The organism is Nonomuraea sp. NBC_00507 (assembly GCF_036013525.1).
Classification (GTDB): domain Bacteria; phylum Actinomycetota; class Actinomycetes; order Streptosporangiales; family Streptosporangiaceae; genus Nonomuraea.
In genome coordinates, this window is sequence record NZ_CP107853.1 from 6782555 (window position 1) to 6808814 (window position 26260).

A 26260-nucleotide genomic window follows, 5' to 3' on the forward strand; every position below is an offset into this window, starting at 1 on the left:
TGACGTGTCGCGAATCGCGACCTAATCTTTGACTTCGCCCCGGGAGTGAGCCGGACGCCGATCAGGCGGACGGGCCCCGGACAAGCCCCTTGAAATGACGAACCACTCGGCAGAGTCGCTTCGGCGTGCTCGAGCCCGAGTCGTTCCTGGGTGTGCCGCAGTCACCGGAAAATCGGTTGATTCGACAAGCTCTGGATGGAACGGTAAGTTACGAGGGTTGCCCCGGAAACGGGGCGCACCATCCTAAGCAGGTTGGGCAGTGCTTCTCAAGTCTCACGATTTGACACGGCACTTTCTCGCCTGATAAGATGATGGGGACGAAACTGTCGCCTCCGACTCGAGATCGCAAGATATCGATGAGGATGTACGCGTCCGTTTCTTGAGAACTCAACAGTGTGTTAAAAGCCAGTGCATGTGCATCACACATGTATGACCCCGTCATTTTTGACGGTTATTGCTTGGATGATTCATCCGAACATGATCATTGTTTGGAGAGTTTGATCCTGGCTCAGGACGAACGCTGGCGGCGTGCTTAACACATGCAAGTCGAGCGGAAAGGCCCTTCGGGGTACTCGAGCGGCGAACGGGTGAGTAACACGTGAGCAACCTGCCCCTGACTCTGGGATAAGCCCGGGAAACTGGGTCTAATACCGGATACGACCGCCTCCGGCATCGGGTGGTGGTGGAAAGTTTTTCGGTTGGGGATGGGCTCGCGGCCTATCAGCTTGTTGGTGGGGTAGTGGCCTACCAAGGCGACGACGGGTAGCCGGCCTGAGAGGGCGACCGGCCACACTGGGACTGAGACACGGCCCAGACTCCTACGGGAGGCAGCAGTGGGGAATATTGCGCAATGGGCGGAAGCCTGACGCAGCGACGCCGCGTGGGGGATGACGGCCTTCGGGTTGTAAACCTCTTTCAGCAGGGACGAAGTTGACGTGTACCTGCAGAAGAAGCGCCGGCTAACTACGTGCCAGCAGCCGCGGTAATACGTAGGGCGCAAGCGTTGTCCGGAATTATTGGGCGTAAAGAGCTCGTAGGTGGCTGGTCGCGTCTGCCGTGAAAGCCCGCAGCTTAACTGCGGGTCTGCGGTGGATACGGGCCGGCTAGAGGTAGGCAGGGGCAAGTGGAATTCCTGGTGTAGCGGTGAAATGCGCAGATATCAGGAGGAACACCGGTGGCGAAGGCGGCTTGCTGGGCCTTACCTGACGCTGAGGAGCGAAAGCGTGGGGAGCGAACAGGATTAGATACCCTGGTAGTCCACGCTGTAAACGTTGGGCGCTAGGTGTGGGGGTCTTCCACGATCTCCGTGCCGGAGCTAACGCATTAAGCGCCCCGCCTGGGGAGTACGGCCGCAAGGCTAAAACTCAAAGGAATTGACGGGGGCCCGCACAAGCGGCGGAGCATGTTGCTTAATTCGACGCAACGCGAAGAACCTTACCAAGGTTTGACATCACCCGGAAAGCTCCAGAGATGGGGCCCTCTTCGGACTGGGTGACAGGTGGTGCATGGCTGTCGTCAGCTCGTGTCGTGAGATGTTGGGTTAAGTCCCGCAACGAGCGCAACCCTTGCTCCATGTTGCCAGCACGCCTCTTCGGGGGTGGTGGGGACTCATGGGGGACTGCCGGGGTCAACTCGGAGGAAGGTGGGGATGACGTCAAGTCATCATGCCCCTTATGTCTTGGGCTGCAAACATGCTACAATGGCCGGTACAGAGGGTTGCGATACCGCGAGGTGGAGCGAATCCCTAAAAGCCGGTCTCAGTTCGGATTGGGGTCTGCAACTCGACCCCATGAAGTCGGAGTCGCTAGTAATCGCAGATCAGCAACGCTGCGGTGAATACGTTCCCGGGCCTTGTACACACCGCCCGTCACGTCACGAAAGTCGGCAACACCCGAAGCCCGTGGCCCAACCAGCTTGCTGGGGGGAGCGGTCGAAGGTGGGGCTGGCGATTGGGACGAAGTCGTAACAAGGTAGCCGTACCGGAAGGTGCGGCTGGATCACCTCCTTTCTAAGGAGCATCTTCACCCATCGCCACCGAATGTGTGGTGGGGTGACAGCTCACTAGTGGAGCACTGGCTACTCGGCACAACATGGTCGCTGGCCGGCTAGTACCGCCTGCCCCCTTCGGGGGTGGGAGTGGGAACGGCGGTGCGGGGGGCGTGGGGTGTCGGACACACTGTTGGGTCCTGAGGGAACGGGCATTGCGCTCGGTTTCTTCGGACACAGGACCGGTGAACAGCTCGCGGTTGCGGGTTGGGATCCGGTTGCTGTTTGTTGTTTGAGATTTGCATAGTGGACGCGAGCATCTTTGTGGCCAAGTTTTTTAGGGCACACGGTGGATGCCTTGGCATCAGGAGCCGATGAAGGACGTGGGAGGCTGCGTTAAGCCTCGGGGAGTCGCCAACCAGACGTTGATCCGGGGATGTCCGAATGGGGAAACCTAGCACCAGTCATGTGGTGTTGCCTCCGCCTGAATGTATAGGGCGGTTGGTGGTAACGCGGGGAAGTGAAACATCTCAGTACCCGTAGGAAGAGAAAACAAGAGTGATTCCGTGAGTAGTGGTGAGCGAAAGCGGATGAGGCTAAACCGGGCGTGTGTGATAGCCGGCAGGCGTTGCACGTCCGGGGTCGTGGGACCCTCTGGCAGTCTCTGCCGAGTCTGCAAGAAGTGATAAACCTTCGAGGTAGTTGAAAGCTCTGGGAAGGGCTGCCGTAGACCGTGAGAGCCGGGTAGGCGAAATCTTGAAGGCTTCTTGAGGGGATCCCAAGTAGCACGGGGCCCGAGAAATCCTGTGTGAATCTGCCAGGACCACCTGGTAAGCCTAAATACTCCCTGGTGACCGATAGTGCACGAGTACCGTGAGGGAAAGGTGAAAAGTGCCCCGGTGAGGGGTCGTGAAAGAGTACCTGAAACCGTGTGCCTACAAGCCGTAGGAGCTTACATGAGGTTCGCCTTGTGTGTGATGTGACTGCGTGCCTTTTGAAGAATGAGCCTGCGAGTTATGGTGTGTGGCGAGGTTAACCCGTGTGGGGGAGCCGTAGCGAAAGCGAGTCTGAAGAGGGCGTTTGAGTCGCATGCTGTAGACCCGAAGCGGAGTGATCTACGCATGGGCAGGTTGAAGCTCAGGTAAGACTGGGTGGAGGACCGAACCCACCAGGGTTGAAAACCTGGGGGATGATCTGTGTGTAGGGGTGAAAGGCCAATCAAACTCCGTGATAGCTGGTTCTCCCCGAAATGCATTTAGGTGCAGCGTCACGTGTTTCTTGCCGGAGGTAGAGCACTGGATGGCCGATGGGCCCGACAAGGTTACTGACGTCAGCCAAACTCCGAATGCCGGTAAGTGAGAGCGTGGCAGTGAGACTGCGGGCGATAAGGTTCGTAGTCGAGAGGGAAACAGCCCAGATCACCGACTAAGGCCCCTAAGCGTGTGCTAAGTGGGAAAGGATGTGGAGTCGCAGAGACAACCAGGAGGTTGGCTTAGAAGCAGCCACCCTTGAAAGAGTGCGTAATAGCTCACTGGTCAAGTGATTCTGCGCCGACAATGTAGCGGGGCTCAAGCACACCGCCGAAGTCGTGGCACTGACAGCTATGTGCTGTTGGTGGGTAGGGGAGCGTCGTGCAGCCGGTGAAGCAGCAGAGTGATCTAGTTGTGGAGGCTGTGCGAGTGAGAATGCAGGCATGAGTAGCGAATCGAGGGTGAGAAACCCTCGCGCCGGATGACCAAGGGTTCCTGGGGCAGGCTAATCCGCCCAGGGTAAGTCGGGACCTAAGGCGAGGCCGACAGGCGTAGTCGATGGACAACGGGTTGATATTCCCGTACCCGCTTCAATGCGCCCATATCGAACCTCGTGATGCTAAGAGTCCTTAGCTCGGGTTGTCCTTCGGGACGGCCGTCAGGGTGAACGCTCGGACCGATCGGGTAGTAGGTAAGCGATGGGGTGACGCAGGAAGGTAGTCCAGCCCAGGCGATGGTTGACCTGGGGTAAGCATGTAGGGCGGAACGTAGGTAAATCCGCGTTCCATTCAGCCTGAGATGTGATGCCGAGCCGATTGTGGTGAAGTGGATGATCCTATGCTGCCGAGAAAAGCCTCTAGTGAGTGTTGTGGCGGCCCGTACCCTAAACCGACTCAGGTGGTCAGGTAGAGAATACTAAGGCGATCGGGTGAACTGTGGTTAAGGAACTCGGCAAATTGCCCCCGTAACTTCGGGAGAAGGGGGACCTCTGCTGGTGATCGGACTAGCTCTGTGAGCTGGTGGGGGTCGCAGTGGCCAGGGGGAAGCGACTGTTTACTAAAAACACAGGTCCGTGCGAAGTCGTAAGACGATGTATACGGACTGACGCCTGCCCGGTGCCGGAACGTTAAGGGGACCGCTTAGTCAGCTTCGGTTGGCGAAGGTGAGAACTTAAGCGCCGGTAAACGGCGGTGGTAACTATAACCATCCTAAGGTAGCGAAATTCCTTGTCGGGTAAGTTCCGACCTGCACGAATGGCGTAACGACTTCCCCGCTGTCTCAACCGCAGACCCGGCGAAATTGCACTACGAGTAAAGATGCTCGTTACGCGCAGCAGGACGGAAAGACCCCGGGACCTTCACTACAGCTTGACATTGGCGTTTGGAGCGTCTTGTGTAGGATAGGTGGGAGACTGGGAAGCTCGGACGCTAGTTCGGGTGGAGTCATTGGTGAAATACCACTCTGGTCGTTTTGAACGTCTAACCCTGGTCCGTGATCCGGATCGGGGACAGTGTCTGGTGGGTAGTTTAACTGGGGCGGTTGCCTCCTAAAGAGTAACGGAGGCGCCCAAAGGTTCCCTCAGCCTGGTTGGCAATCAGGTGTCGAGTGTAAGTGCACAAGGGAGCTTGACTGTGAGACTGACGGGTCGAGCAGGAGCGAAAGCTGGGACTAGTGATCCGGCATCGGCATGTGGAAGCGGTGTCGCTCAACGGCTAAAAGGTACCCCGGGGATAACAGGCTGATCTTCCCCAAGAGTCCATATCGACGGGATGGTTTGGCACCTCGATGTCGGCTCGTCGCATCCTGGGGCTGGAGTAGGTCCCAAGGGTTGGGCTGTTCGCCCATTAAAGCGGTACGCGAGCTGGGTTTAGAACGTCGCGAGACAGTTCGGTCCCTATCCGCTGCGCGCGCAGGAGACTTGAAAGGGGCTGTCCCTAGTACGAGAGGACCGGGACGGACGAACCTCTGGTGTGCCAGTTGTACCGCCAGGTGCACGGCTGGTTGGCTACGTTCGGAAGGGATAACCGCTGAAAGCATCTAAGCGGGAAGCTCGCCTTGAGATGAGGTCTCCCACCACGAGAGTGGGTAAGGCCCCCGGTAGACGACCGGGTTGATAGGCCGGAGGTGGAAGCGCGGTAACGCGTGGAGCTGACCGGTACTAATAGGCCGAGGACTTGACCACAAAGCATAATGCTTTGGTGTGTGCTGCGCTCTGTTACTCTTCGCCGGGTCCGGAGCTGCGCCACACCAAAGAAATTCTTGCTCGCGTCCACTATGCAATTCTGAGACAGCAAACAGGCTGTTTCTCAGGGTTACGGCGGTTATGGCGGGAAGGAAACACCCGGTTACATTCCGAACCCGGAAGTTAAGCTTCCCTGCGCCGATGGTACTGCACTCGGGAGGGTGTGGGAGAGTAGGTCACCGCCGGACAATCTTTGATGAGAAAGGCCCCCGACCAGCACGGTCGGGGCCTTTCTCTTTTTTGGGGTAAGAAACGCACATGCTGCCGGCGAATCGTCTGAGTCCGCCGAAACAGATGATGCGAGATTTGCAGGCGAGGACATCCTGCAGTTACGGAAACGACTTGCGTTGTCGCGCTGCGTGGCGACAGTGTGAGCGGCGGTCGAACACCTGAGTGATGGCAAGCAAGCTGGGTGGGTCGCCGCTGCTCGCCGTCGGACTGACGGAGCACGCGCTTGCCCAGCCCGGAAGCGTACCGATCATCCGTATAGCCTCATGGTTGCGGCGGCTGGGATCCTGCGGATTCAACCGTGGGGAGCGCTTCCATTCGTGAGTGCGTAACGTGATGGCTAGGCGGTCTTGGCTCGTGAGCGTTTATGGGCCGGCCCCTTCATGGACTTGAGTCGGGCTCGTGGACGTTCTCCGGCTTGCTAGGCTGGAAGAACCGGGCCACCCCACGGGTGGCCTTCGTCGCGTAAGGCCCGAGGACGGGCGGCGACCAGCCACGGTGGACCGTCGTTGTGAGTCCGCTGGTTGAGCCCAACGAAATGGACCAGAAGTGAACAGAGATAACGGACCGGACGGCGGACAGCGCGGGCGCGGCGATCAAGAGGACAGGCGCTCTGGCGGGAGCGACAGGAGCGGCGGGTACGGCTCTCGCGGGCGAGACTCCGGCGGCGGCGACCGACCGTTCCGTTCCGATGACAGGGGACGCTCCTCCGGCCCCGGCGACGACAGAGGCTCGCGGCGGGACGAGGGCCGGGACGACCGGGGCGCGCGTCGTGAGGGCGGATACGGCGATCGCCGCGAGGGCGGCCGATTCGGCGGCCGTGGCGAGAGCGGCGGCGGGTACGGTGATCGGGGCGCCAGGCGCGAGGGCGGGTTCCGCGACGACCGCGGGCCGCGTCGTGAGGGTTCGGAGCGCGGATCCCGCGGTGATGACCGCCCCACCTACCGTGACAGGGACGACCGCGGCGGGCAGCGCGAGGGTGGCGAGCGGCGTCCGTTCCGGGATCGGGATGACCGTGGGGCGCGTCGTGACGGCGGTTCCGGTGAGCGTCGCGAGGGCGGCGGTTACGGCGCCCGGCCTGGCGGCGGGTTCCGTGACGACCGCGGTCCGCGGCGAGAAGGCGGTTATGGCGACCGCGGTCCGCGGCGCGAGGGCGGTTTTGGCGACCGCGGTCCGCGGCGCGAGGGCGGTTTTGGCGACCGCGGTCCGCGGCGCGAGGGCGGTTTTGGCGACCGCGGTCCGCGGCGCGAGGGCGGTTTTGGCGACCGGGGTCCCCGGCGAGAAGGCGCTTATGGCGACCGTGGTCCGCGGCGCGAGGGCGGATACGCAGACCGCGGCCCCAGGAGCGAAGGCGGCGGAGGCGGCGACGCACGTGGCGGGCGGCGTGAGGGCGATGAGCGGCGTCCGTTCCGGGATCGGGATGATCGTGGGGCGCGTCGCGAGGGCGGTTCCGGCGACCGGCGCGAAGGCGGCTACGGCGATCGTGGTCCGCGCAGGAGCGGCGGTTTCCGTGACGACCGAGGGCCACGTCGTGAGGGCGGTTACGGTCCCCGGCGCGAGGGCGGCTACGGCGATCGTGCTGCCCCGCGCGAGGGCGGCCTCCGTGATGACCGCGGAGGCGGTCGTGAAGGTGGGTTCCGCGATGATCGTGGTCCTCGTCGCGAGGGCGGGTTCGGCGGTGATCGTGGTCCTCGTCGCGAGGGCGGGTTCGGCGGTGATCGTGGTCCTCGTCGCGAGGGCGGGTTCGGCGGTGATCGTGGTCCTCGTCGCGAGGGCGGGTTCCGTGACGATCGTGGTCCGCGTGGCGAGGGCGGTCGTGACGATCGGGGTCCTCGTGGCGAAGGTGGCTTCCGCGACCAGCGGGGTCCGCGCCGTGAGGGTGGATACGCGGACCGAGGCCCTCGGCGCGAGGGCGGCTTCCGCGAGGACCGCGGTCCGCGGCGAGAAGGCGGTTTTGGCGACCGCGGTCCCCGGCGCGAGGGCGGTTATGGCGACCGCGGTCCCCGGCCCGAGGGCGGCCAGCGGCCGTCACGGCCGTTCTCGCGTGACGACCGCGACCGGCGGGACGAGCGTTCCGGGGAGGGCACTCGCGCCAGGTATGGCAGGTCCGACCGGGAGAGCGAAGCGCCGCAGCGTGAGCGGCTGCCGGAGGTGGCGCCCGACATCACAGCGGACGAGCTGGACAAGGAAGTGCTGGAGGAGCTCCGCTCCCTGCCCGGCGACCTCGCCGACCTCGTCGGTCGGCACCTGGTCGCCGCTGAGCGGGCACTGGAGGAGGACGACGCCGACCGGGCGCACGAGCACACGAAGGTGGCGCGCAGGTTCGCCGCCCGCATAGGTGTCGTGCGGGAGGCCGCCGGCATCGTCGCGTACCGCGCGGGGCACTTCTCGGAGGCGCTGAGCGATCTGCGGGCGGCGCGGAGGCTGACGGGGTCGGAGGCGTACCTGCCCGTCATGGCTGACTGCGAGCGCGGGCTCGGCCGTCCGGAGCGGGCCATCGACCTCGTACGGTCGCCGGAGGCCGAGCGCCTCGACCGGGCCGGGCGCATCGAGCTGACCATCGTCGAGTCCGGCGCCCGCCGCGACCTGGGCCAGCACGACGCCGCCGTGATCACCCTGCAGCGCCTGCCGGAGCTGCGTGACCCGCAGCCGAAGCCCTGGTCGGCACGGTTGGCGTTCGCGTACGCGGACGCGCTGGCCGAGGCCGGGCACACGGAGGCGGCGACCGACTGGTTCGGCCGGGCGATGGCGTTCGATGACGACGGCGAGACGGACGCCGCCGAGCGGTACGCCGAGCTGACCGGCGCCGTCATTGAGGACGTCGAGGAGGACTTCGACGACGAGGACGACTTCGACGACGCAGGCGTGGCCGAGAGCGGGAGCGCTGCCGAGGCGGAGGAGGACGTGGACGAGGCCGAGGCCCTCGCCGAAGCAGGCGACCTCCTGAAGGAGGAGCCCGAGCCCGCCGACACCCAGGGTGGGGAAGCGGAGGACATCGAGCCTGCCGAGGCCTTGGACGGCACCAAGCCTGCCGAGGAGGGCGTGGACGGCTCGGAGCCTGAGGAAGTTCTCGACGGCTCAGAGCCTGAGGAGGTTCTGGACGGCTCAGACGTGGACGAGCAGAGCTCCGACGATTCCGGAGCCGAGCAGAGTGCCCCTGGCGCGGCGGCGCAGGCGGAGACTCCGGGCATCACGCCGGCGTTCATCGAGCCCGACTTCGGCGCCAGGCCGGACGAGGACGACGAGCCCACCCAGAGCCGCTCCAAGTCCGACGACTAGGCCGGCGGCCTCGCGCTCCGCCGTACCGCGACCATGCGGTGCGGCGGAGCACGGCCACGTGATCGCTGAACGGGGATCCCTCTGAGCAGCTGTCTTTGATCAGCGGCTGGTCAGGGCGCGTGAGACCGCCATGCGTCGCGAGGCAGGCTCATGGTGGTCGACGCCCACCACGTGCCGGCGACGCATGTCGCCTGAGGGTCGGCGCTCTCGGTGCGAAATCCCAATCGTTCGTACAGCCGCATGGCGCCGGCGTTGTGCGAGTAGACGCCCAGGTTGACCCGCTGAATGGCCGGGGAGGCGAAGGCCTCGCCGAGCGCGGCCTCCACCATGGCCTCGCCATATCCCCGCCCCCTGACCGCAGGTGAGACCAGGACCATGCCCAGCCGCACCGATCGGCCGGACGGCTCGGTTCGCAGCAGGAAGTGGCCCACCGGTGTCCCGTCGGGGCCGACGGCGACGTGGGAGCGACGGCTGGGGTCCGACGCGTGGAAGGCGGAAAGCTGGCGCGCGTCAAACGGCCAGGTGAATCCGGTGTTGCCGGACCAGGTGATGAGCGCCTCCAAGCTATCGATCCACGAGGCCACACTCACGGCGTCGGCAGGCGCGAACGCGCGAAGCTCAATCACCTGATCATACGTACCGGAACCGTCTCATTCCGGTCAATTGATCTCGCACGCGTAGGGTGCCGCCGTCAGGTGGCCGAGGGGCGTGGTGCGGATCTCGCCAGTTTCGCGGCCTTGAGCCGGAGATATCGCTGTTCGGGCCCACTGGTGGTGCGGCGGGCGGCGCTCTCGTAGCACTCCCGGGCCTGGCTCGGCTCCCCCGCCAGCTCCAGCAGGTGCCCGCGGACGGCCTCCAGCCGGTGCTGCCCGGCCAGGCGGGGGTCATCGTCCAGATAGGACAGGAACGTGAGGCCGGCGCGCGGACCGTGCACCATGGCCACCGCGACTGCCCGGTTGAGCGTCACGACCGGGTTGTCGGTCATCCGTTCCAGCAGGTCGTACAGGCCCAGGATCTGCCGCCAGTCGGTGTCGCCCGCGGTGGCCGCCTCGGCGTGCACCGCCGCGATCGCCGCTTGCACCTGATACGGGCCGAGGTCGGCGTGGGACATGGCGTGGGTCACCAGTGCGATGCCTTCGTCGATCTCGTCCCGGTCCCAGGCGCCGCGGTCCTGCTCGGCGAGCGGTACGAGGGCGCCGCTCGCGTCGGTCCTGGCGGCGCGGCGGGCGTGGACGAGCAACATCAGGGCGAGCAAGCCTGCCACCTCACCGTCATCCGGGAGAACACGATGCAGCATCCGGGTCAGCCGGATCGCTTCCGCCGCCAGATCGGTGCGCTGCAGGTCCGGGCCGGCCGTGGCGACGTACCCCTCGTTGAAGACGAGGTAGAGCACCTGCAGCACGGCGTCGAGCCGGGGTGCGTACTCACTCGGTGGCGGCGGCTGGAAGCCGATTCCCGAGGTCTTGATCTGTTTCTTGGCCCGGCTGATCCGCTGCGCCAAGGTCGGCTCCGGGACGAGGAAGGCGCGCGCGATCTCGGGGGTGGTGAGCCCGCCCACGGCCCGCAAGGTGAGCGCGACCTGGGACGGCCGGCTGAGCGCCGGATGACAGCACACGAACAGCAGCACCAGCGAGTCGTCCGTGGGCAGGCCGGCATCCGCCGGTGACGCCAGATACTGCTCGGGAAGGATCCGGACCGCCTCGGCGGCCTCCCGGTCGCGGCGGGACTGCTCGCTGCGCAGCATGTCGATCAGACGTCGCGAGGCGACCCGGATCAGCCAGGTGCGCGGCTCCTGCGGGATCCCGTCGGCCGGCCACTGGGCCGAGGCCGCGACCAGGGCCTCCTGCACCGCGTCCTCGGCGGTGTCGAAGTGCCCGTAGCGGCGGACGAGCGCGCCGAGGACCTGCGGCGCGTGCTCGCGCAGCAGGTCCTCGATCCGGGGCGGCACCGTCACGACAGGGGCGTGTCCTCCGCCAGCGGACCCTGGCCGATCGGCCGCACCTCCACCGTGTCGCCGACCGCCGCGACAATGCGGGCGGCGATCGCCATGGCCCGGTCGTGGCTGGCGCAGTCCACGATCCCGAAGCTCGCCAGCACCTCCTTGGCCTCCGCGTAAGGGCCGTCCACGGCGACCGGGCCGTCCTCGCGCATCCGTACGGTCCGGGTCAGGGACGGATGCGCCAGCCCTTCCGTGGAGACGAACTCGCCCGACTCGGTGAGCTCTTTGCCGAGGTTCTCGTAGAACGCGCACATGGCCTGGAACTCCGGGCTGTTCACGTCGACCGAGTCCCAGTCCGCCTTTTTCGTGTACGCCAGCAGCAGGTACTTCAAGCGTGCCTCCTGGTCACCTGTCGGTCCGGGTTCCGATGGTGTCATAGCCGCCACCGGGCCAGACCCACGATGCGGTGAACGAGTCGCCGTCCTCACCGACGGTGGTCCGGCAGTACGCAGGGGAGCCCTTCTCGCCGCCCCAGATGGTGAGACTGCCGTCGTCGTGCGGCTCGTACACGTAGTCCAGGGTGTTGCCGGTGGAATCGTAGAAGCGGGACTTGATCTCCTCGCTGGGCTCGGCGCCGAAGAGCCGCTCGTGGCCGATCACCTCCAGGCCCTTGATCTGGCGGCCCTCGTGGACCAGGTCGACGTGCTGGAGGAGGAAGAAACCACCTTCCATCCACTCGAACCGCACCGTCCCCTTGGCGCCGCCCGACAACTGCCAGGTGCCGACCATCCCGGCCAGCTTGCGCATCTGCTCGCTCATCGCCGTCTCCTCGTTCTGGCTTCACTCGCCCCTCTGGGCGGGTTCTGCTGATACCTCGGAGCCGGCACACCGGTTTTCGACATCCTCCCCGCTGTTTCTCCAAGATTTTTTCGGGAGCGCTATTCCTGCGGGCCGCGCGGCCGCGCGGCCTGGTCGGCGAATGTGCGGTGCCTGCCCCTCGCCGGCGGAGATCATGAGAACACTGAGGCTCAGGGAGAGACGCGGTCGAGCCAGTGGAGGATGCCCGCGACGTTCGACGGGGCGCCACTCAGCAGCTCGAACTGCTCCGCCGTCGGGTCATCCGACTTCAGTGCGGTATAGCGCTGCTTCGTCCGGTCCCTGACCATGGCGACGGCGTGGTCCAGATCCATGCCCTCGGAATGGGCCTGCCGAGTGAGGTCGACCCAGACGCGAAGCTCTTCGGCGGAGCGTTCGAGCGTCTCCTGGACCGCCTCTACCGGGCCGTAATGGCTGAACAGCAGCCGTTGCGGGCCGAGCGCCCCGAACAGCGCGATCGAGTCCAGTGCTGTCTGCAGGTCGAAGTCCGGTGGGGGCGTGGCCGGACGCAGGTCGCCCGTCTGGGGGAGGTAGACGCCGGCCGCGTCGCCGACGTACAGGTCGCCCGTGGCGGAGTCGACGAGGCCCACGTGGTGCTTCGCGTGGCCGGGGGAGTAGTGGCTGTTCAGCGTGCGTCCGTTGCCCAGATCGATGGCGCCGGTGTCGCCCAGGGCGACGATGCGCTCGGCCTCGGTGGGTGACAGTTCGCCGAAGAGGGTGTCGAGCCGGTCACCCCACACCATGCGGGCGCTCGCCATCAACCGTGACGGTTCGGCCAGGTGGCGGGCGCCCTTCTCGTGGACCACGACCTGCGCCGACGGGAAGAATCCGGCGATGTCGCCCACCCCGCCGGCATGATCCAGATGAATGTGGGTCACGACGACGGTGGCCAGATCCTCCGGGCCGACGCCCAGCGAGGCGAGCGCGTCGCGCACCACGGGAGCGGAGGTCGAAGTGCCGGTCTCCACCAGGCATGGGCGGTCGCTCAGGATCAGATAGCCGGCCGTGATGCCGGAGTAGCCGGCCATCCTGGTGTCGATCTCATAGACGTCGCCGCCTAGAGCGGTGATGTTGTCCACAGGCACTCCCGAGCGCGCAACCATTGTCCCCAGAACGGCGTTCGAGCCGATCCGGCCTCCCCTTCATCGTAAAGAGTGATCTCCACCAGAGCATCGACAGGAGGATGGCAGTGGACCGAAACGAGGTCGTGCTGATGGGGAGGCTCTCGGCGGCCGTCGAAGAGTTTTCGTTGCCGAGCGGCGACACCGCGACGAAGTGGCGCATCATCGTGCGGCGCCGGCGGCGGGACAGGCGAGGGGGCATCGTGACGGACAGCATCCCGTGCGTCACCTACAACGGCGAAGCGGCCGCCGTGGTCCGTGGTCTCAAGCCTCGCGACTACATCGAAGTGACGGGCGCGTTCCGCTGCCGCGTCTTCGGCCCTGCGGCGGCCAAGATCTGGAAGTACGAGGTGGAGGTGAGCACCGCCAAAGCGGTCACCGCGGCCGCGCCTCTTCCCGCGCCGGAAGACGACCGCCCTGCGGAGGTGCCTGCCGCCCTGGTGCCCAGACAGGTGTCCCGCTTGGCCCAGGCAAGCTGACCCGCCCCCTCCCGACCGGTTCGGGCCGACTCCCGACCGGTCGGGGCTGGGGGGCGGGGCCGGTCCTCTGCGCGAAGCGAGGATTTGGGCGCCGCTGCGGGACGGGGCGGCGCTCGCGGCATCCCTTTGTGCGCGGAGCGAGGCTGGAGGCAGCTGTTGCGTTGGTCGGACGGCGTGGGGGTGAGGGGATGGGTTCCGCTCTGGCGGAGGACCGCGGGGTTGCGCTGCTCAGTCGATCGCGAACGTGCGGAGGACCAGGCCTGTTCTGGGTTTGGGGCCGAAGGAGGTGGACTTGCGGGGGACGCGTTCACCGCCCGCGGCGACGGCCAGCACGTCGTCGATCGCCAGTGGCTTGAGGATCACGGCGGTGCCCCCGGTTCGGGCGGCCAGCCGTACTGCGGCCTCCGCGTCGTGGTGGACGATCCGTACGGTCTCCTCGTCGTCACGCATGCCCCAGACCTTGGGCAGGATGAACTCGGTGAGGATGGAGGTGTTGAGGGCGTTCCAGCGGTCGGAGTGGTCGGGCGGCATGGCATGGGCGAGCTGGACAGGATCGGGATCCGTGAGGAGGTGCACGCCGTTCCCGCCGGCGAGCAGGAACGCCGGTTCCTGGGCGTTCTCGAGCTCGGCCAGGCCCTCGGCCAGGTCGTCATAGTCGCGGACCCGCCACGAGCCCCTGGCCTTGGCGGTCGCCTCGGCCGGCGGGAGGCCGGGGATCACGCGATGGATGGCCTTGAGGTCGGGCGGATAGGCGGTGGAATCGACGAGCAAGGCGAGGCCGTAGTCCCACGGGGCGAGCAGGCCTCCCACGGGGGATGGCCGGCCCTCCTCGGCGTGCTCGGCGGCTCGGTTGTCGCGTTTCGGGTGGTCGGGGCGCGGAGGTTGGCGGGTGGCTCGTTCTTGGCGTTGGAGTACGCGGTACGTCGCGTACCTGTGATGGCCGTCGGCGATCAACGCCTGCCGATCACGGAGGTCGGCGTTGATCGCGGCGATCTCTGTCTCGTCCGTGATCGCCCATAGGCGGTGCGTGAGGCCGTCCTCCGTGTGGGCGGTCACGAGGGGGTGGCGCTTCGTGGCCACCTCGTCCACCAGGCGGGAGGCGGCGCGGTCAGCGCCCTCGTAGAGGAGGAAGATCGGTTCGAGGTTGGCCTTGGTGGTGCTCATGAGCGCGAGCCGGTCGGCGACCGGGCCCGGCATCACGTCCTCGTGGGGCAGGATGATGTGCTGGCCGGGGTCGGCCAGGCCCACGTCGCCGATCAGGCCGCGCTGGACGACGTCCGGTCCGCTCTGCTCGTACACGTAGAGCGCCGGAGCCTCGTCCGGGACCAGGATGCCCGCCTCCAGCCAGGCGCGCAGCGTATCCCGGGCGTCGGCGTACCGTGCTTCGAGCGGGACCGCGGCGGGTGGGGCGCCCGTAGCGCCGGAGTCGGTCGTTGTGGCTGTGGGGGAGGAGTTGCCCGGATCGGGGCAGGGGAGGATGAGGCGGACGACGTTGTTCGGGTGAAGCTTCAGGAGGGCGTCCACGTCCGCGTCAGAGATCAGGTCGTAGGGTGGGGAGGTCACCTTGGCGGGATCTTCGACGGCGAAACGCACCCCTCGGAAGGGCCGCAGCACGAGTCCGTTCGGCACCGGCAGTTCAGGAATCCCCATACCGGGCATGCTCCCATAAATGCTTGCGCCTTCCGGGAGTCGCCCCTTGGTTGCAGCCGTGCCCGCTCCACAGCGGGGCAGAGCGGGTCTGTCGTCCAGCGGCCAACTGCACACCCACCTGGAAGGAGGGGGCTTGCTCTCAAGACTTCCGGTCGGCTCCCGGACGACCGTGGCGTCCGGGCGGTTGACAACGTCCAGGTGGCACGTTGTAACCATGGTATCACTCATCGTCACTTCAGGCTTACTCCGTCCTGAAGGCGGAGTCTCCGGCAAAGGATCAAGAAAGGGAGTCTTCACCCATGGCTCCAGATGGAAACCCCAATGATGAGAACTCGGGCACTCCCCGGGGCACTGTTTACGATTGGTACCAGCGCGGGGTCAAGCTGCTCCAAGAAGGCAGTCCCGCCGCCGCGGCCGCCCTGCTCGAGCGTGCCGCCGCGGCCGAGCCGGAATCGCGCAGCATTCTTGAGGCGCTGGCCCGGGCCCAGTTCAATTCCCGGCAGTACGCCGAGGCCGCGGCCAGTTTCCGGCAGATCGTGGACGCCAATCCGGCGGAGGATTACGCCTACTTCGGGCTGGGGTTGTCGTTGTGGCGGACCGGTGATGTGGAAGGGGCGCAGGAACCGCTGGCCATCGCGGTCGCCATGCGACCCGATGAGCGGCATTACGTGTCGGCGTTGAAGAGCGTCCGCGCAACCTTGCGCGCTCGCCGGGAAATGTAGGCTCATTGCGTTTCGTTGCCGGGCGCTTTCCCCGGGCGTTGTGGTGGCGGGGCATTGGCCGTCAGGGGCCCGGATGGCCCGGTGGTGGGTGACCAGGCCCGTCGGGGCTGGTGGCGCGTGAGGAGGCCGGATTGTTCGGCGCTAGAGTCTCACGCGGCCTGAGAGGCAAACGGGAAGAGGCGCTGTGCTGATCGACGGGTACGACACCCTGCTGCTCGACCTCGACGGCGTGGTCTACTTGGGCAGCCACGCGGTGCCCGGGGCGCCGCAGGCCCTGGAGGAAGCGCGCGGGCAGGGCGTGCGGCTGGCCTACGTCACGAACAACGCCTCCCGTACACCGGCCGCCATCGCCGCCCATCTGCGCGAGCTCGGCGCGCCTGCCACGGCCGAGGATGTGGTGACCTCGGCACAGGCCGCCGCGCGGCTCATCGCGGAAAGAGTGCCGCCCGGGTCGAACGTGCTCGTGGTCGGCGGCTCCGGGCTGCGGATGGCCGTACGGGATCGAGGGCTTCGACCGGTTTCGACGGCCAACGAGTCGCCTGTCGCCGTGGTGCAGGGGATCGCGCCGGGGCTGTCGTACGGACTGCTGTCCGAAGGCGCGCTGGCGGTGCGGCAGGGTGCGTGGTTCGTGGCGTCCAACCGCGACAGCACGATGCCCACCGGCCGGGGTGAGTTGCCGGGCAACGGGGCTATGGTGCGGGTCATCGCCGCGGCCACCGGGGTGGAGCCGGTGTACGCGGGCAAACCGGATCCGCCGCTGCACCGGGAGTCGATGATCCGTACGGGGGCTCGGCGGCCGCTGGTCGTGGGGGATCGGCTGGACACCGACATCGAGGGTGCGGCCAATGCCGGGGTGGACAGCTTGCTGGTGCTGACGGGAGTGGCCGCGGCCGTCGACGTGCTGACGGCGGAGCCGCGGCACCGGCCCACATACATCGCGGCGGATCTGCGAGCGCTGCGCCTGCCCTATCCCGAGGTGCGGCACGGGGCCTGCGGGGGCTGGCGGGCCCTGTGGAAGGACGGGGCGCTGCGGCTGGAAGGGGACGGGAGCAGGATGGACGGGCTGCGGGCGGCTTGCGATGCGGCTTGGGCGGCGGCTGGAGAGGGACGGGTCGAGGAGGACGCGGTCAAGCCTGTGCTGGACCGCATCGCCGGGTGAGCTGATGCGCGCGTCGGGGCTTGGCGCGTGGTAGGGCCGCCTGCACCACGTTGCTGGTCGCCCATCGCCAAATGATTAACGCTGTCAGTAAATAACGTGGGCGACAGGGGTGGTCGATCGGCTCGTCTAGATCAGCTTTCGTAGCCGCAACAGGTCTCCGAAGCTCGCGTCGATTTTCACCCGGCCGCCGAGCAGCGCACGCGCCAGGTCCAGCTCCCCGTCGACCAGCGCGATCAGGTCGTCGCTCGCGATCGTGATCTTCACGTTGGCGGGCTTGCCGTCCGCCGGCGGCTGCTCCGTGAACGGGTCGAGCCCCCCGTGATGCAGCCGGCCATAGAAGATCACGTCAAGGTCGGGCACACGGCAGCTGACCGTGCGTTCCACCACGTGCTTGGCCCGGTCCTCCTCGTCGATCTCGTCGAACTGGGCGACGAGCTTCACCAGTGCCGCCCGGCACTCCTCGACGCTTGCCATGATGCGCATCCTTTCTCTTCCTTTACGGACCGTAGCGTTCCACATCGCTAGCACCCCCGTATGACCTTCAACGCGTGACACGCCTGCCAAGGTCCCGCGCGCTCGCGGGAGGCGTTACGGTCGAATCATGAGTGAGCTGCCGGAGGAGACCGGCGACGAGCGGGTCGACGCCATCGTGGCCGGCCTCGGCCGTCTGGGCGAGCTGCCGGTCGGCGCCCACGTGGCCGTCTTCGACGAGGCGTTTTCCGAGCTCGAGGCCACGCTGGCGGCCGTCGAGGCCGCGGAGGCCACGCAGGTCCCAGCAGCCCCAATAGCCGCGGGCGAGCCGGCGCCGGGTGAGCGGTGACCCGGAGGATCCGCCTCGACAGCGAGCTGGTGCGCCGGGGCCTGGCGAGGTCACGCGAGCAGGCGGCCCAGCTCATCGACGACGGCCGGGTCACCGTCGGCGGCCAGCTGGCACGCAAGCCCGCCACCCAGGTCGACACCGCCTCCCCCATCGTCGTCGCCGCCTCGGATGACGGCCCCGACTACGTTTCGCGCGGAGCGCACAAGCTGCTCGGCGCGCTGGACACGTTCCGGAGCCTGACCGTCGAGGGCCGCAGGTGTCTCGACGCGGGGGCCTCCACGGGCGGGTTCACCGACGTGCTGCTGCGCCGCGGCGCGGCGCACGTGCTGGCCGTCGACGTCGGCTACGGCCAGCTGGCCTGGTCGTTGCGGACCGACGAGCGAGTGACGGTGATGGAACGGGTCAACGTCCGCGATCTGACCCCCGGCATGGTCGGCGAGCCGCCCACACTGATCGTGGGCGATCTGTCGTTCATCTCGCTGCGGCTGGTGCTGCCCGCTCTGGCCGCGGTCGCCGCCCCCCAGGCGGATTTCGTGCTGCTGGTCAAGCCGCAGTTCGAGGTGGGCAAGGACCTCGTCGGGGCGGGCGGCGTCGTGCGCGATCCCGAGCTGCGGCGGCAGTCCGTGCGCGACGCCGCCGCCAAGGCCCGGGAGCTGGGGCTGACCGTGCGCGGCGTGACCGCCAGCCCGTTGCCCGGACCGTCGGGAAATGTGGAATATCTGCTCTGGCTGGGCAAGGGAGAGGGCGAGCCGCCGGTCGCCGACCTCGAAGCCGAAATCCAGCGTGCCGTCGCGGAAGGGCCGCAATGAACCGGACCGTGCTGGTCGCCGTGCACACCGGGCGGGACGCCGCCGTCGAGAGCGCCCGCCTGGTCATCAACCGGCTGGTCGACGCCGGGATCACCGTCAGAGTGCTCGAGTCCGAGGCGGGCGAGATCGGTTGCTCCGGGGTCAAGGCGGTGCCCGGCGACCCGAGCGCGGTCAAGGACGCCGAGGTCATGATGGTGCTCGGCGGCGACGGCTCGCTGCTGCGCGCCGCCGAGCTGGCCAGGCCCGCCGGCACACCGCTGCTGGGGGTCAATCTCGGGCATGTCGGGTTCCTGGCCGAGGCGGAGGTCGACGACCTGGCGTCGGCGGTCGACAGCGTCGTGGCCGGCCGCTACGACGTCGAGGAGCGCATGACGATCGATGTGATCGCCCGGCTGAACGGCCGCGTGCTCGCCGACACGTGGGCGCTCAACGAGGCCACCGTCGAAAAGCAGGAACGCATGCTCGAGGTGGTCACCGAGATCGACGGCCGGCCCCTGTCGCGCTGGGGCTGCGACGGCGTGATCTGCGCCACGCCGACGGGTTCGACCGCCTATGCCTTCTCGGCGGGCGGGCCCGTGGTGTGGCCGGAGGTCGACGCGCTGCTCATGCTGCCCATCAGCGCCCACGCGTTGTTCGCCAAGCCTCTGGTGGTCTCACCACGCTCCACGCTGGCCGTGGAGATCCTGCCGGACACACCGGGCGGCGTCCTGTGGTGCGACGGGCGGCGCCGCTTCGAGCTGCCGTCCGGCTCGCGGGTGGAGGTGCGCAGAGGCGCCGAGCCCGTGCGCCTGGCGCGGCTGCACGGGGTGGAGAGCACCGGCGCGCCGTTCACCGACAGGCTGGTCGCCAAGTTCGAGCTTCCTGTTCAGGGCTGGCGCGGAAGGGTGCGACCCTGAGTGAATGGGAGGCGGAGCGCGTAGGATCACGTGGGCACACGTGTTCGGAGACGATCCGTGGACCATCAGTGAGACGATCCGTGTGACCGAAAGACACGGCAGTGACGGGAGTGGGCAGTGCGACCAAGGGTCGAGGAGGTCCGCATCCAGGGGCTCGGCGTCATCGACGAGGCCGTGCTCGAGCTTTCGCCGGGGTTCAACGTGGTCACCGGCGAGACGGGCGCGGGCAAGACGATGGTCGTCACCGGGCTCGGGCTGTTGTTCGGCGGCCGGGCCGACCCCTCGCGCATCCGCCCGGGCGCCGACCGTGCGAGCGTGGAGGGCACGCTGGTCATCGAGTCCGGCGGGCGGGTCGCCCAGCAGGTCGAGGACATCGGCGGCGAGGTCGAGGACGGCATGCTGATCATCTCGCGGGCCGTGTCGGCGGAGGGCCGGTCCAGGGCCTGGCTCGGCGGCCGCACGGTGCCCGTCGGCACCCTGACCTACCTGGCCGACGACCTGGTGGCGGTGCACGGGCAGATGGACCAGCAGCGGCTGCTCCAGCCCGCCAGACAGCGGGCCGCGCTGGACCGATACGCCGGAAACGAGCTGGTCAAGCCGCTGCGGGCCTACGCGCAGACGTACAAGCGGCACAAGCAGGTCGCCGCGCTGCTGGAGGAGCTGACCACCAGGGCGAGGGAGCGGGCACAGGAGGCCGACATGCTGCGCTTCGGCCTGGAGGAGATCGAGAAGGTCGACCCCAAGCCGGGCGAGGACGCCGACCTGCGCTCGGAGGAGGAGCGGCTCTCGCACGCCGACGCGTTGCGCAGCGCCGCGACCACCGCGCACACCGCGCTGCTCGGCGACCCGATGGAGGCGGCCGGCAGCCCTCATGATGTGATCTCGCTGCTCGGCGAGGCGCGTGCGGCCGTGGAGACGGTGCGCGACTTCGACACCCAGCTCGCCGGCGTGGCCGACCGGCTGGCCGAGGCCGGATACCTGATCTCCGACGTGGCCACGGATCTGGCGGCGTACGCCGAGTCGATCGAGTCCGATCCGGCGCGGCTGGCGGCCGTGCAGGAACGCCGCTCCGTGTTGTCCGGACTTATCAGGAAATATGCCGAGGACAGTGCCGGGGTCCTGGCGTGGGCGCAGCAGGCCGCGGACCGGCTGGCCGAGCTGGAAGGCGACGACGAGCGCATCGACGAGCTGACCCGCGAGCACGATGAGCTGACCGACAAGCTCACCGACCTGGCCGGCGAGCTGACCAGGGTGCGCGAGGCCGCCGCCGAGCGGTTCGGTCAGGCCGTCACCGAGGAGCTGACGGCGCTGGCCATGCCGCACGCCAGGGTCGTCGTGCAGCTCAGCCGGAGCGCGGAGTTCGGCCCCGAAGGGGTCGACGAGGTGGAGCTGCGGATGGCCGCCCACCCCGCCGCGCCGCCACTGCCGCTCAACAAGGGCGCCTCCGGCGGTGAGCTGAGCCGGGTGATGCTCGCGATCGAGGTGGTGTTCGCCGGGGCGGATCCGGTGCCGACGTTCGTGTTCGACGAGGTCGACGCGGGTGTCGGCGGCAAGGCGGCGGTGGAGATCGGGCGCCGGCTCGCCCGGCTGGCCCGCACCGCCCAAGTGATCGTCGTCACGCACCTGCCGCAGGTGGCCGCGTTCGCCGACCAGCACCTCGTGGTCGAGAAGGCGAGCGACGGCAGTGTCGTGCGCAGCGGCGTCACCGCGCTCGACCACGAGGGCCGGGTGCGCGAGCTGTCCCGCATGCTGGCCGGCCTGGAAGACTCCGAACTCGGCCGGGCGCACGCCGAGGAACTCCTGGGGCTCGCCGCGACGGATCGGTGATCCTGGGTGACATAGCGGACACGCCGCGTCATGCGTGGCCTCTGCGCTGTTTCGCTCTGGCAGGATGGTCTTGATGAAGGTTCCGGGAAGCAGGATGCCGGGCCTCCGCGGCAGGAAGGTCGGTGACCTTCCCGGCATAACGGCAGTGGCGAGAATCGACCGGCGCACCAAGAGGCTCACCAAGCGCCTCCAGCCGGGGGAAATTGCGATTATCGACCATGTCGACGTGGACCGGGTCAGCGCGGAGGCGCTTGTCGCATGCGGAGCGGCGGCCGTCGTCAACGTCGCGTCCGGCATCAGCGGCCGCTATCCCAACCTGGGGCCGCAGATCCTGCTGGACGCGGGCGTGCCGTTCGTCGACAACGCCAACACGGAGCTGTTCGAGCGGGTCAAGGACGGCGACGTCGTCAGGCTCTGCGACGGGGTCGTCTATCTCGACGAGGACGCGGTCGGCAAGGGTGAGCAGCAGACCGCCGAGGCCGTCGAGGCCGCCATGGCCGAGGCGCGCGCCGGGCTGGCCGTGCAGATCGAGGCGTTCGCCGTCAACACGATGGAATACGTCCGCGGCGAGGGCAAGCTGCTCATCGACGGGGTCGGCGTCCCCGAGATCCGGACGAAGCTGGAGAGCAGGCACGTCCTCATCGTGGTGCGTGGCTACCACTACAAAGAGGACATCGCCACCCTTCGCCCTTACATTCGCGAATACCGGCCCATCCTCATCGGCGTCGACGGCGGGGCCGACGCGCTGATGGAGGCCGGCTACCTGCCCGATGTGATCGTGGGCGACTTCGACTCGGTCTCCACCAAGGCCCTGACGTGCGGCGCGGAGCTGGTCGTGCACGCCTACCGCGACGGCCGGGCCCCCGGACTGGAGCGCGTGCACCAGCTCGGCCGTGAAGCCGTGATCTTCCCCGCCACCGGCACCAGCGAGGACATCGCGATGATCCTGGCCGACGACAAGGGCGCCGAGCTCATCGTCGCCGTCGGCACCCACGGCACGCTGGAGGAGTTCCTCGACAAGGGGCGCTCCGGCATGGCCAGCACCTTCCTCACCCGGCTGATCATCGGGAGCAAGCTCATCGACGCCAAGGGCGTGAGCAGGCTCTACCGCAGCCGCATCTCCACCCCGTCGCTGCTGCTCCTCGTGATCACCGCGTTGATCACGATCGTCGTCGCACTCGTCTCCGCGCCGATCGGCCGCACCTGGCTGAACGGCCTGCAAGACGCCTGGAACGCGTTCATCTTCTGGCTGGTCGGACTCTTCTCGTGATCGATTTCCGCTATCACCTCGTCTCCATCGTCGCGATCTTCCTGGCGCTGGCGGTGGGCATCGTGCTGGGCACCACCTTGCTCCAGGACCCCGCGATCGACCTGGCCAAGAGGACCAGCGACGAGCTGACCAACACCAACAACGGGCTGCGGGCCGACCTCGACATCCTGCGCGGCAGAGAGGCCGGCAACGACGCGTTCGTCACCGCCCAGACGCCGGAGCTGGTGTCCGGCGCCCTGGTCGGCCAGCGCGTGCTGCTCATCGAGTCGCCCGGCTCGAGCACCGCCGTGCGCGAGGCCACCCAGCAGGTGATCGTCCAGTCGGGAGCGGAGGTCTCCGGTCGCCTCACCCTGGCCGAGAAGTTCCTCGACCCCGCCGGCAAGGGCGTGCTCGACGGCCTGGTCAACCAGCTCAAGCCAGCCAACATGATCTTCCCGGCCACCGCAACCAGCTGGGACCGGGCCGCCTCGCTGCTCGCCGCGTCCCTCATGACCAACGACCCCGCCCAGGCCAACACGCCCAACGCCGCCACCGGTGACGTCCTCAGCGCGTTCGAGACGGGCGGGCTGCTCAGCACCGATGGCGATCCCGCCAAGCGGGCCACGCTCGCCGTGATGTTCGCGCCGGAGAAGCCGTACGAGGGGGAGAGCGCCGAGGTACAGGCCGAGGCGCTGGCCTCGGTGGCCGACGGGTTCGACGCGACGGGCAAGGGCACGGTGCTGGCCGGGGCCGCGGCCCCCACCACCGTGACGGGCGACGCGATCAGCTCCGTCCGCGACGAGAGCGAGATCTCCAGGCGCGTCTCGACCGTCGACACCGCCGATATGCCCGCGGGCCGCGTCGTGATCGTCTACGCTCTGCGGGAGCAACTGGCCGGGCGCGCCGGCCAATACGGCGTCGGCAAGGGGGCCTCGGCCATGCTGCCCCCGGTGACGTCCGCCAGCCCCACCCCCACCAATCAGTCAGGGAGCTGACATGCCTGCCATCCGGGCCCGTGGCCTGCTCTCCGCCCTCGCCGGCGCCGCGATCGGCGCCGTGGCCGCCCGCGCCGCCTACGCGGCGTTCACCCGCAACCGGCCGGCCGACCTGGCCGGCCGCTGGACGCGGAAGAACCACCGCGGCGAGCCCATCACCCTGCTCGAGGGCCCCGCGTTCGTCGCCGGCGCCGGCGCGGCGGCCGCACTCACGCCCGGCCTGCCCGGCAAGCTGCGGCTGGCCGCCCTGGTCGCGGGCGTCGGCAGCGGCACGCTCGGCGCCTACGACGACCTTTACGGCACGACGGCGTCCAAGGGCTTCAAGGGGCACCTGACCGCGCTCGCCCGTGGCGAGGTCACCAGCGGCGCCGTCAAGATCCTCGGCATCGGCGCCACGGGTCTCGGCGCGGCCGCCCTCGTGTCCAACGGACCCGCCGACACGCTGGTCAACGGCGCCGCCATCGCCGGCGCCGCCAACCTGGCCAACCTCTTCGACCTGCGCCCGGGCCGCGCCATCAAGGTCGGGCTGCTGACCGGCGGCCCGCTGCTGGCCGCCTCGCTCTTCCGCGCCACGCCCGCGGCGGCGGCACTGGCCGCCGTGCCGCTCGGGGCCGCGGCGGCGCTGCTGCCCGAGGACCTCGGCGAACGCGCCATGCTCGGCGACGCGGGCGCCAACGCCCTCGGCGCGCTGCTCGGGCTGGCCGCGGTCACCAAGCTGAGCAGGCCCGGCCGCTACGCGCTCCTGGGGACCGTCGTGGCGCTCACCGCCGCCGCCGAAAAGGTCAGCTTCACCAAGGTCATCGCCGGCAACCCCGTGCTCAACCGCCTCGACATGCTCGGCCGCCGGCCCGTCGACCCCGTGTGACGCGATTGTCGGTGCGACCTGCCAGGATGATGTCCGCGTGACCGGGTGTTCGACGCGGACCGGGGAGGCCGGGTGGGGGTGGTGACGGCGCGAGGCGTCGCCGGTGGGGCCATGCTCATCGGGGCGATCACCGTGCTCGCGCGCATCACCGGCTTCGCCAAGCAATATGCCTTCGCGCAGACGGTCGGGACCAACTGCCTGGCCACGGCCTATATGACGGCCAACCAGATCCCCAACATCGTGTTCGAAGTGGTCGTCGGTGGAGCGCTGGCGGGGATGGTGGTCCCGGTGCTGGCCGGAGCGGCGGCCAGGCGGGCGCCGGACGGCCCGGCGCGGGGCGGTGCGCCCGACGGGCCGTCGGAGGCCGGGCCGGCGCAGGCCGGGGGGCCGGACGGCTCGGCCGGGCTCGCCGGGGCGCCCGACGGGCCGATGGGGGTCGGCTCGGCGCAGGCCGGAGGGTCGGCCGGGCTCGCCGATGCGTCCGCGCAGGCGGACGGTCAGGACGCTGCGCGGGTGAGCTGGATCAGCTCGGCGCTGCTCACCTGGGTGATCGTGGTGCTCGTCCCGGTCGGCGTGCTCACGGCCCTGTTCGCCGGGCCCATCGTCGGGGTGTTCTTCGGCTCCGCGATCGACGGGTGCACCGACGTCGGGGCGGTGACCGCGGTCGCCGCCCGCATGCTGGTCGTCTTCGCGCCCCAGATCCCCCTCTACGGCGTCGCGGTGGTGCTCTACGGCGTGCTGCAGGCGCACAAGCGGTTCGCCGGACCCGCCGTCGCGCCCCTGGTGTCCAGCATCGTGGTGATCGTGGCCTATCTGCTGTTCGTGCCGCTCAGTGGTGGCGTGACCGATCCCGCCGCCGTGCCGGGGCCGGCCGAGCTGGCGCTGTCCGTGGGCACCAGCCTGGGGGTGCTGTCGCTGGTGCTGGCCGTGCTCGGGCCCCTGACCCGGCTGGGACTGCGGTGGCGGCCGGTCCTGCGGTTCCCCGACGGTGCGGCCGCACACGTGCGCAGGCTCGCCCTGGCGGGCATCGCCGCCTTGCTCGCCCAGCAGGCGGCCATGATCGTGGTGTTGGTGCTGTCCAACAACGCCATCGGCAACGGGGCCATCGCCGTTTACAACTACGCGTGGGCGATCTACCTGGTGCCGTACGCGGTGCTGGCCGTACCCATCGCCACCAGCGCGTTTCCCCGCCTCTCCGCGCAGGCCGGGGACCCGGCGGGGTTCGCGGCGCTGACGGCGCGCACCACGCGAGCCGTGGTGCTGGTGTCCGGGCTGGCCGCAGGGGTGCTGGCCGCCGCCTCGGGACCGGGGGCGGTGGTGTTCCTGGGGATGAAGAGCGACGTGCCCGCGCCCGAGCTGGCGCGGGCCATCGCGCTGTTCGCGCCCGGGCTCATCGGCTACGGGCTCATCGCGCATCTGAGCAGGGTGCTCTACGCGGCCGGGCGCGGCCGGGCGGCCGCCACCGGGACGGTGGCGGGCTGGGTGGTCGTGATGGTCGCGCAGGCCGCCTTCGTGGCGGTGCTGCCCGAGGGGTGGCAGATCGGCGGGATGGCGCTGGGGATGAGCGTGGGGATGAGCGTGGGCGGGGCGTTGCTGCTCGGCTCCGTGACGCGGGCCAGGGGACGGGCGGCAGCGGCCGGGCTGCTCAGGGCCTTGTGCGCGGCTGTTGCCGGTGGGCTGCTGGGATACCTGGCGGGAGGCGCCGTGGTGGGATGGCTCGCGGCGCAGGGTCTGTGGCCGAACGTGGGCGCCGCCGCCCTGGCCGCAGCCGTGGCACTGGCGGCGGGGGGCGTGGTGGTGGCCATGGTGGACCGGGCCGACGCGGGTGCGGTGGCCGGGCTGCTCAGGCGGAGCGGGAGGAGCTGAGC

19 protein-coding genes and 3 rRNA genes are annotated in these 26260 nt (G+C 68.4%); 15 read left to right on the forward strand and 7 right to left on the reverse strand.

Annotated elements, in window-relative coordinates:
* The first annotated feature begins 485 nt into the window (after positions 1–485).
* The 4 genes from OHA25_RS32750 (at position 486) to OHA25_RS32765 (ending at position 8985) form a co-directional block, all read left to right on the forward strand.
* A 16S ribosomal RNA gene (locus OHA25_RS32750) occupies positions 486–2008 on the forward strand.
* A gap of 304 nt (positions 2009–2312) precedes the next feature.
* Positions 2313–5418 (forward strand): 23S ribosomal RNA (locus OHA25_RS32755).
* A 131-nt stretch (positions 5419–5549) separates the two neighbouring features.
* Positions 5550–5666, forward strand: a 5S ribosomal RNA gene (gene rrf / locus OHA25_RS32760).
* Together the 16S, 23S and 5S rRNA genes form the textbook arrangement of a ribosomal RNA operon.
* 2191 nt (positions 5667–7857) lie before the next feature.
* Positions 7858–8985, forward strand: a complete 1128-nt coding sequence (locus OHA25_RS32765) for a hypothetical protein (RefSeq protein ID WP_327580797.1) — start codon at positions 7858–7860, stop codon at positions 8983–8985.
* A gap of 110 nt (positions 8986–9095) precedes the next feature.
* On the opposite strand, the gene OHA25_RS32770 is transcribed toward OHA25_RS32765, so the two are convergent.
* The 5 genes from OHA25_RS32770 to OHA25_RS32790 form a co-directional block, all read right to left on the reverse strand.
* On the reverse strand, positions 9096–9611 hold the full coding sequence (locus tag OHA25_RS32770) for a GNAT family N-acetyltransferase (RefSeq protein ID WP_327580798.1): 516 nt from the start codon (positions 9609–9611) through the stop codon (positions 9096–9098).
* Between the two features lie 65 nt (positions 9612–9676).
* The gene (locus OHA25_RS32775) at positions 9677–10939 is read right to left on the reverse strand and encodes an RNA polymerase sigma factor (RefSeq protein WP_327580799.1); all 1263 of its coding nucleotides are present in this window, start codon (positions 10937–10939) and stop codon (positions 9677–9679) included.
* Positions 10936–11316, reverse strand: coding sequence for a YciI family protein (locus tag OHA25_RS32780; protein ID WP_305921245.1), 381 nt, complete (start codon positions 11314–11316; stop codon positions 10936–10938). The genes OHA25_RS32775 and OHA25_RS32780 overlap by 4 nt, the downstream gene beginning before the upstream one ends.
* 13 nt (positions 11317–11329) lie before the next feature.
* On the reverse strand, positions 11330–11743 hold the full coding sequence (locus OHA25_RS32785) for a hypothetical protein (RefSeq protein ID WP_327580800.1): 414 nt from the start codon (positions 11741–11743) through the stop codon (positions 11330–11332).
* Positions 11744–11952: 209 nt separating this feature from the next.
* Entirely contained in the window at positions 11953–12903 is a 951-nt protein-coding gene (locus tag OHA25_RS32790) for an MBL fold metallo-hydrolase (protein ID WP_442941926.1), read from the reverse strand.
* Between the two features lie 86 nt (positions 12904–12989).
* Here OHA25_RS32790 and OHA25_RS32795 point away from each other — a divergent pair, with 86 nt between their 5' ends.
* Positions 12990–13400: a single-stranded DNA-binding protein gene (locus OHA25_RS32795; RefSeq protein WP_327580802.1), complete on the forward strand. Its 411-nt coding sequence runs from the start codon at positions 12990–12992 to the stop codon at positions 13398–13400.
* Positions 13401–13628: 228 nt separating this feature from the next.
* Here the strand turns inward: OHA25_RS32795 and OHA25_RS32800 are convergent, their stop codons facing one another.
* Positions 13629–15050, reverse strand: a complete 1422-nt coding sequence (locus OHA25_RS32800) for a DUF1015 domain-containing protein (protein ID WP_327580803.1) — start codon at positions 15048–15050, stop codon at positions 13629–13631.
* A 299-nt stretch (positions 15051–15349) separates the two neighbouring features.
* On the opposite strand from OHA25_RS32800, the gene OHA25_RS32805 reads away from it, so the two are divergent.
* Together OHA25_RS32805 and OHA25_RS32810 are read left to right on the forward strand one after the other, a co-directional pair.
* On the forward strand, positions 15350–15772 hold the full coding sequence (locus tag OHA25_RS32805; protein WP_305921250.1) for a tetratricopeptide repeat protein: 423 nt from the start codon (positions 15350–15352) through the stop codon (positions 15770–15772).
* 184 nt (positions 15773–15956) lie between these two features.
* The gene (locus OHA25_RS32810; RefSeq protein WP_327580804.1) at positions 15957–16931 is read left to right on the forward strand and encodes an HAD-IIA family hydrolase; all 975 of its coding nucleotides are present in this window, start codon (positions 15957–15959) and stop codon (positions 16929–16931) included.
* Between the two features lie 126 nt (positions 16932–17057).
* Here OHA25_RS32810 and OHA25_RS32815 read toward each other — a convergent pair whose 3' ends face one another.
* Positions 17058–17405, reverse strand: a complete 348-nt coding sequence (locus OHA25_RS32815) for an SCP2 sterol-binding domain-containing protein (RefSeq protein ID WP_327580805.1) — start codon at positions 17403–17405, stop codon at positions 17058–17060.
* Between the two features lie 127 nt (positions 17406–17532).
* On the opposite strand from OHA25_RS32815, the gene OHA25_RS32820 reads away from it, so the two are divergent.
* From OHA25_RS32820 to OHA25_RS32855, 8 genes are all read left to right on the forward strand, one after another.
* Positions 17533–17751, forward strand: coding sequence for a hypothetical protein (locus OHA25_RS32820; protein ID WP_305921253.1), 219 nt, complete (start codon positions 17533–17535; stop codon positions 17749–17751).
* A complete protein-coding gene (locus OHA25_RS32825) occupies positions 17748–18560 on the forward strand; it encodes a TlyA family RNA methyltransferase (RefSeq protein ID WP_305921254.1) in 813 nt (270 codons plus the stop codon). The genes OHA25_RS32820 and OHA25_RS32825 overlap by 4 nt, the downstream gene beginning before the upstream one ends.
* Positions 18557–19456 (forward strand): NAD kinase, encoded by a 900-nt coding sequence (locus OHA25_RS32830; protein WP_327580806.1) that lies wholly within the window; start codon positions 18557–18559, stop codon positions 19454–19456. The genes OHA25_RS32825 and OHA25_RS32830 overlap by 4 nt, the downstream gene beginning before the upstream one ends.
* 117 nt (positions 19457–19573) lie before the next feature.
* Positions 19574–21283 carry a DNA repair protein RecN gene (gene recN, locus OHA25_RS32835; RefSeq protein ID WP_327580807.1) on the forward strand — a complete coding sequence of 570 codons (1710 nt, stop codon included), beginning with the start codon at positions 19574–19576 and terminating at the stop codon, positions 21281–21283.
* 73 nt (positions 21284–21356) lie between these two features.
* The gene (steA, locus tag OHA25_RS32840) at positions 21357–22553 is read left to right on the forward strand and encodes a putative cytokinetic ring protein SteA (protein ID WP_327580808.1); all 1197 of its coding nucleotides are present in this window, start codon (positions 21357–21359) and stop codon (positions 22551–22553) included.
* Positions 22550–23527 carry a copper transporter gene (locus OHA25_RS32845; protein ID WP_327580809.1) on the forward strand — a complete coding sequence of 326 codons (978 nt, stop codon included), beginning with the start codon at positions 22550–22552 and terminating at the stop codon, positions 23525–23527. Before steA ends, OHA25_RS32845 begins: the two co-directional genes overlap by 4 nt.
* A gap of 1 nt (position 23528) precedes the next feature.
* Positions 23529–24392, forward strand: coding sequence for a hypothetical protein (locus OHA25_RS32850; protein WP_327580810.1), 864 nt, complete (start codon positions 23529–23531; stop codon positions 24390–24392).
* A 111-nt stretch (positions 24393–24503) separates the two neighbouring features.
* Positions 24504–26258, forward strand: a complete 1755-nt coding sequence (locus tag OHA25_RS32855; protein ID WP_327591072.1) for a murein biosynthesis integral membrane protein MurJ — start codon at positions 24504–24506, stop codon at positions 26256–26258.
* Positions 26259–26260: the final 2 nt, after the last annotated feature.

Excerpts from the sequence above, each read along its gene's own strand:
- steA (WP_327580808.1), top strand. The coding sequence starts at position 21,357 with ATGAAGGTTCCGGGAAGCAGGATGCCGGGCCTCCGCGGCAGGAAGGTC.
- OHA25_RS32800 (WP_327580803.1), bottom strand. The coding sequence starts at position 15,050 with ATGGGGATTCCTGAACTGCCGGTGCCGAACGGACTCGTGCTGCGGCCC.
- OHA25_RS32790 (WP_442941926.1), bottom strand. The coding sequence starts at position 12,903 with ATGGTTGCGCGCTCGGGAGTGCCTGTGGACAACATCACCGCTCTAGGC.
- OHA25_RS32850 (WP_327580810.1), top strand. The coding sequence starts at position 23,529 with ATGCCTGCCATCCGGGCCCGTGGCCTGCTCTCCGCCCTCGCCGGCGCC.
- OHA25_RS32805 (WP_305921250.1), top strand. The coding sequence starts at position 15,350 with ATGGCTCCAGATGGAAACCCCAATGATGAGAACTCGGGCACTCCCCGG.
- OHA25_RS32820 (WP_305921253.1), top strand. The coding sequence starts at position 17,533 with ATGAGTGAGCTGCCGGAGGAGACCGGCGACGAGCGGGTCGACGCCATC.
- OHA25_RS32815 (WP_327580805.1), bottom strand. The coding sequence starts at position 17,405 with ATGGCAAGCGTCGAGGAGTGCCGGGCGGCACTGGTGAAGCTCGTCGCC.
- OHA25_RS32830 (WP_327580806.1), top strand. The coding sequence starts at position 18,557 with ATGAACCGGACCGTGCTGGTCGCCGTGCACACCGGGCGGGACGCCGCC.
- OHA25_RS32855 (WP_327591072.1), top strand. The coding sequence starts at position 24,504 with ATGCTCATCGGGGCGATCACCGTGCTCGCGCGCATCACCGGCTTCGCC.
- OHA25_RS32785 (WP_327580800.1), bottom strand. The coding sequence starts at position 11,743 with ATGAGCGAGCAGATGCGCAAGCTGGCCGGGATGGTCGGCACCTGGCAG.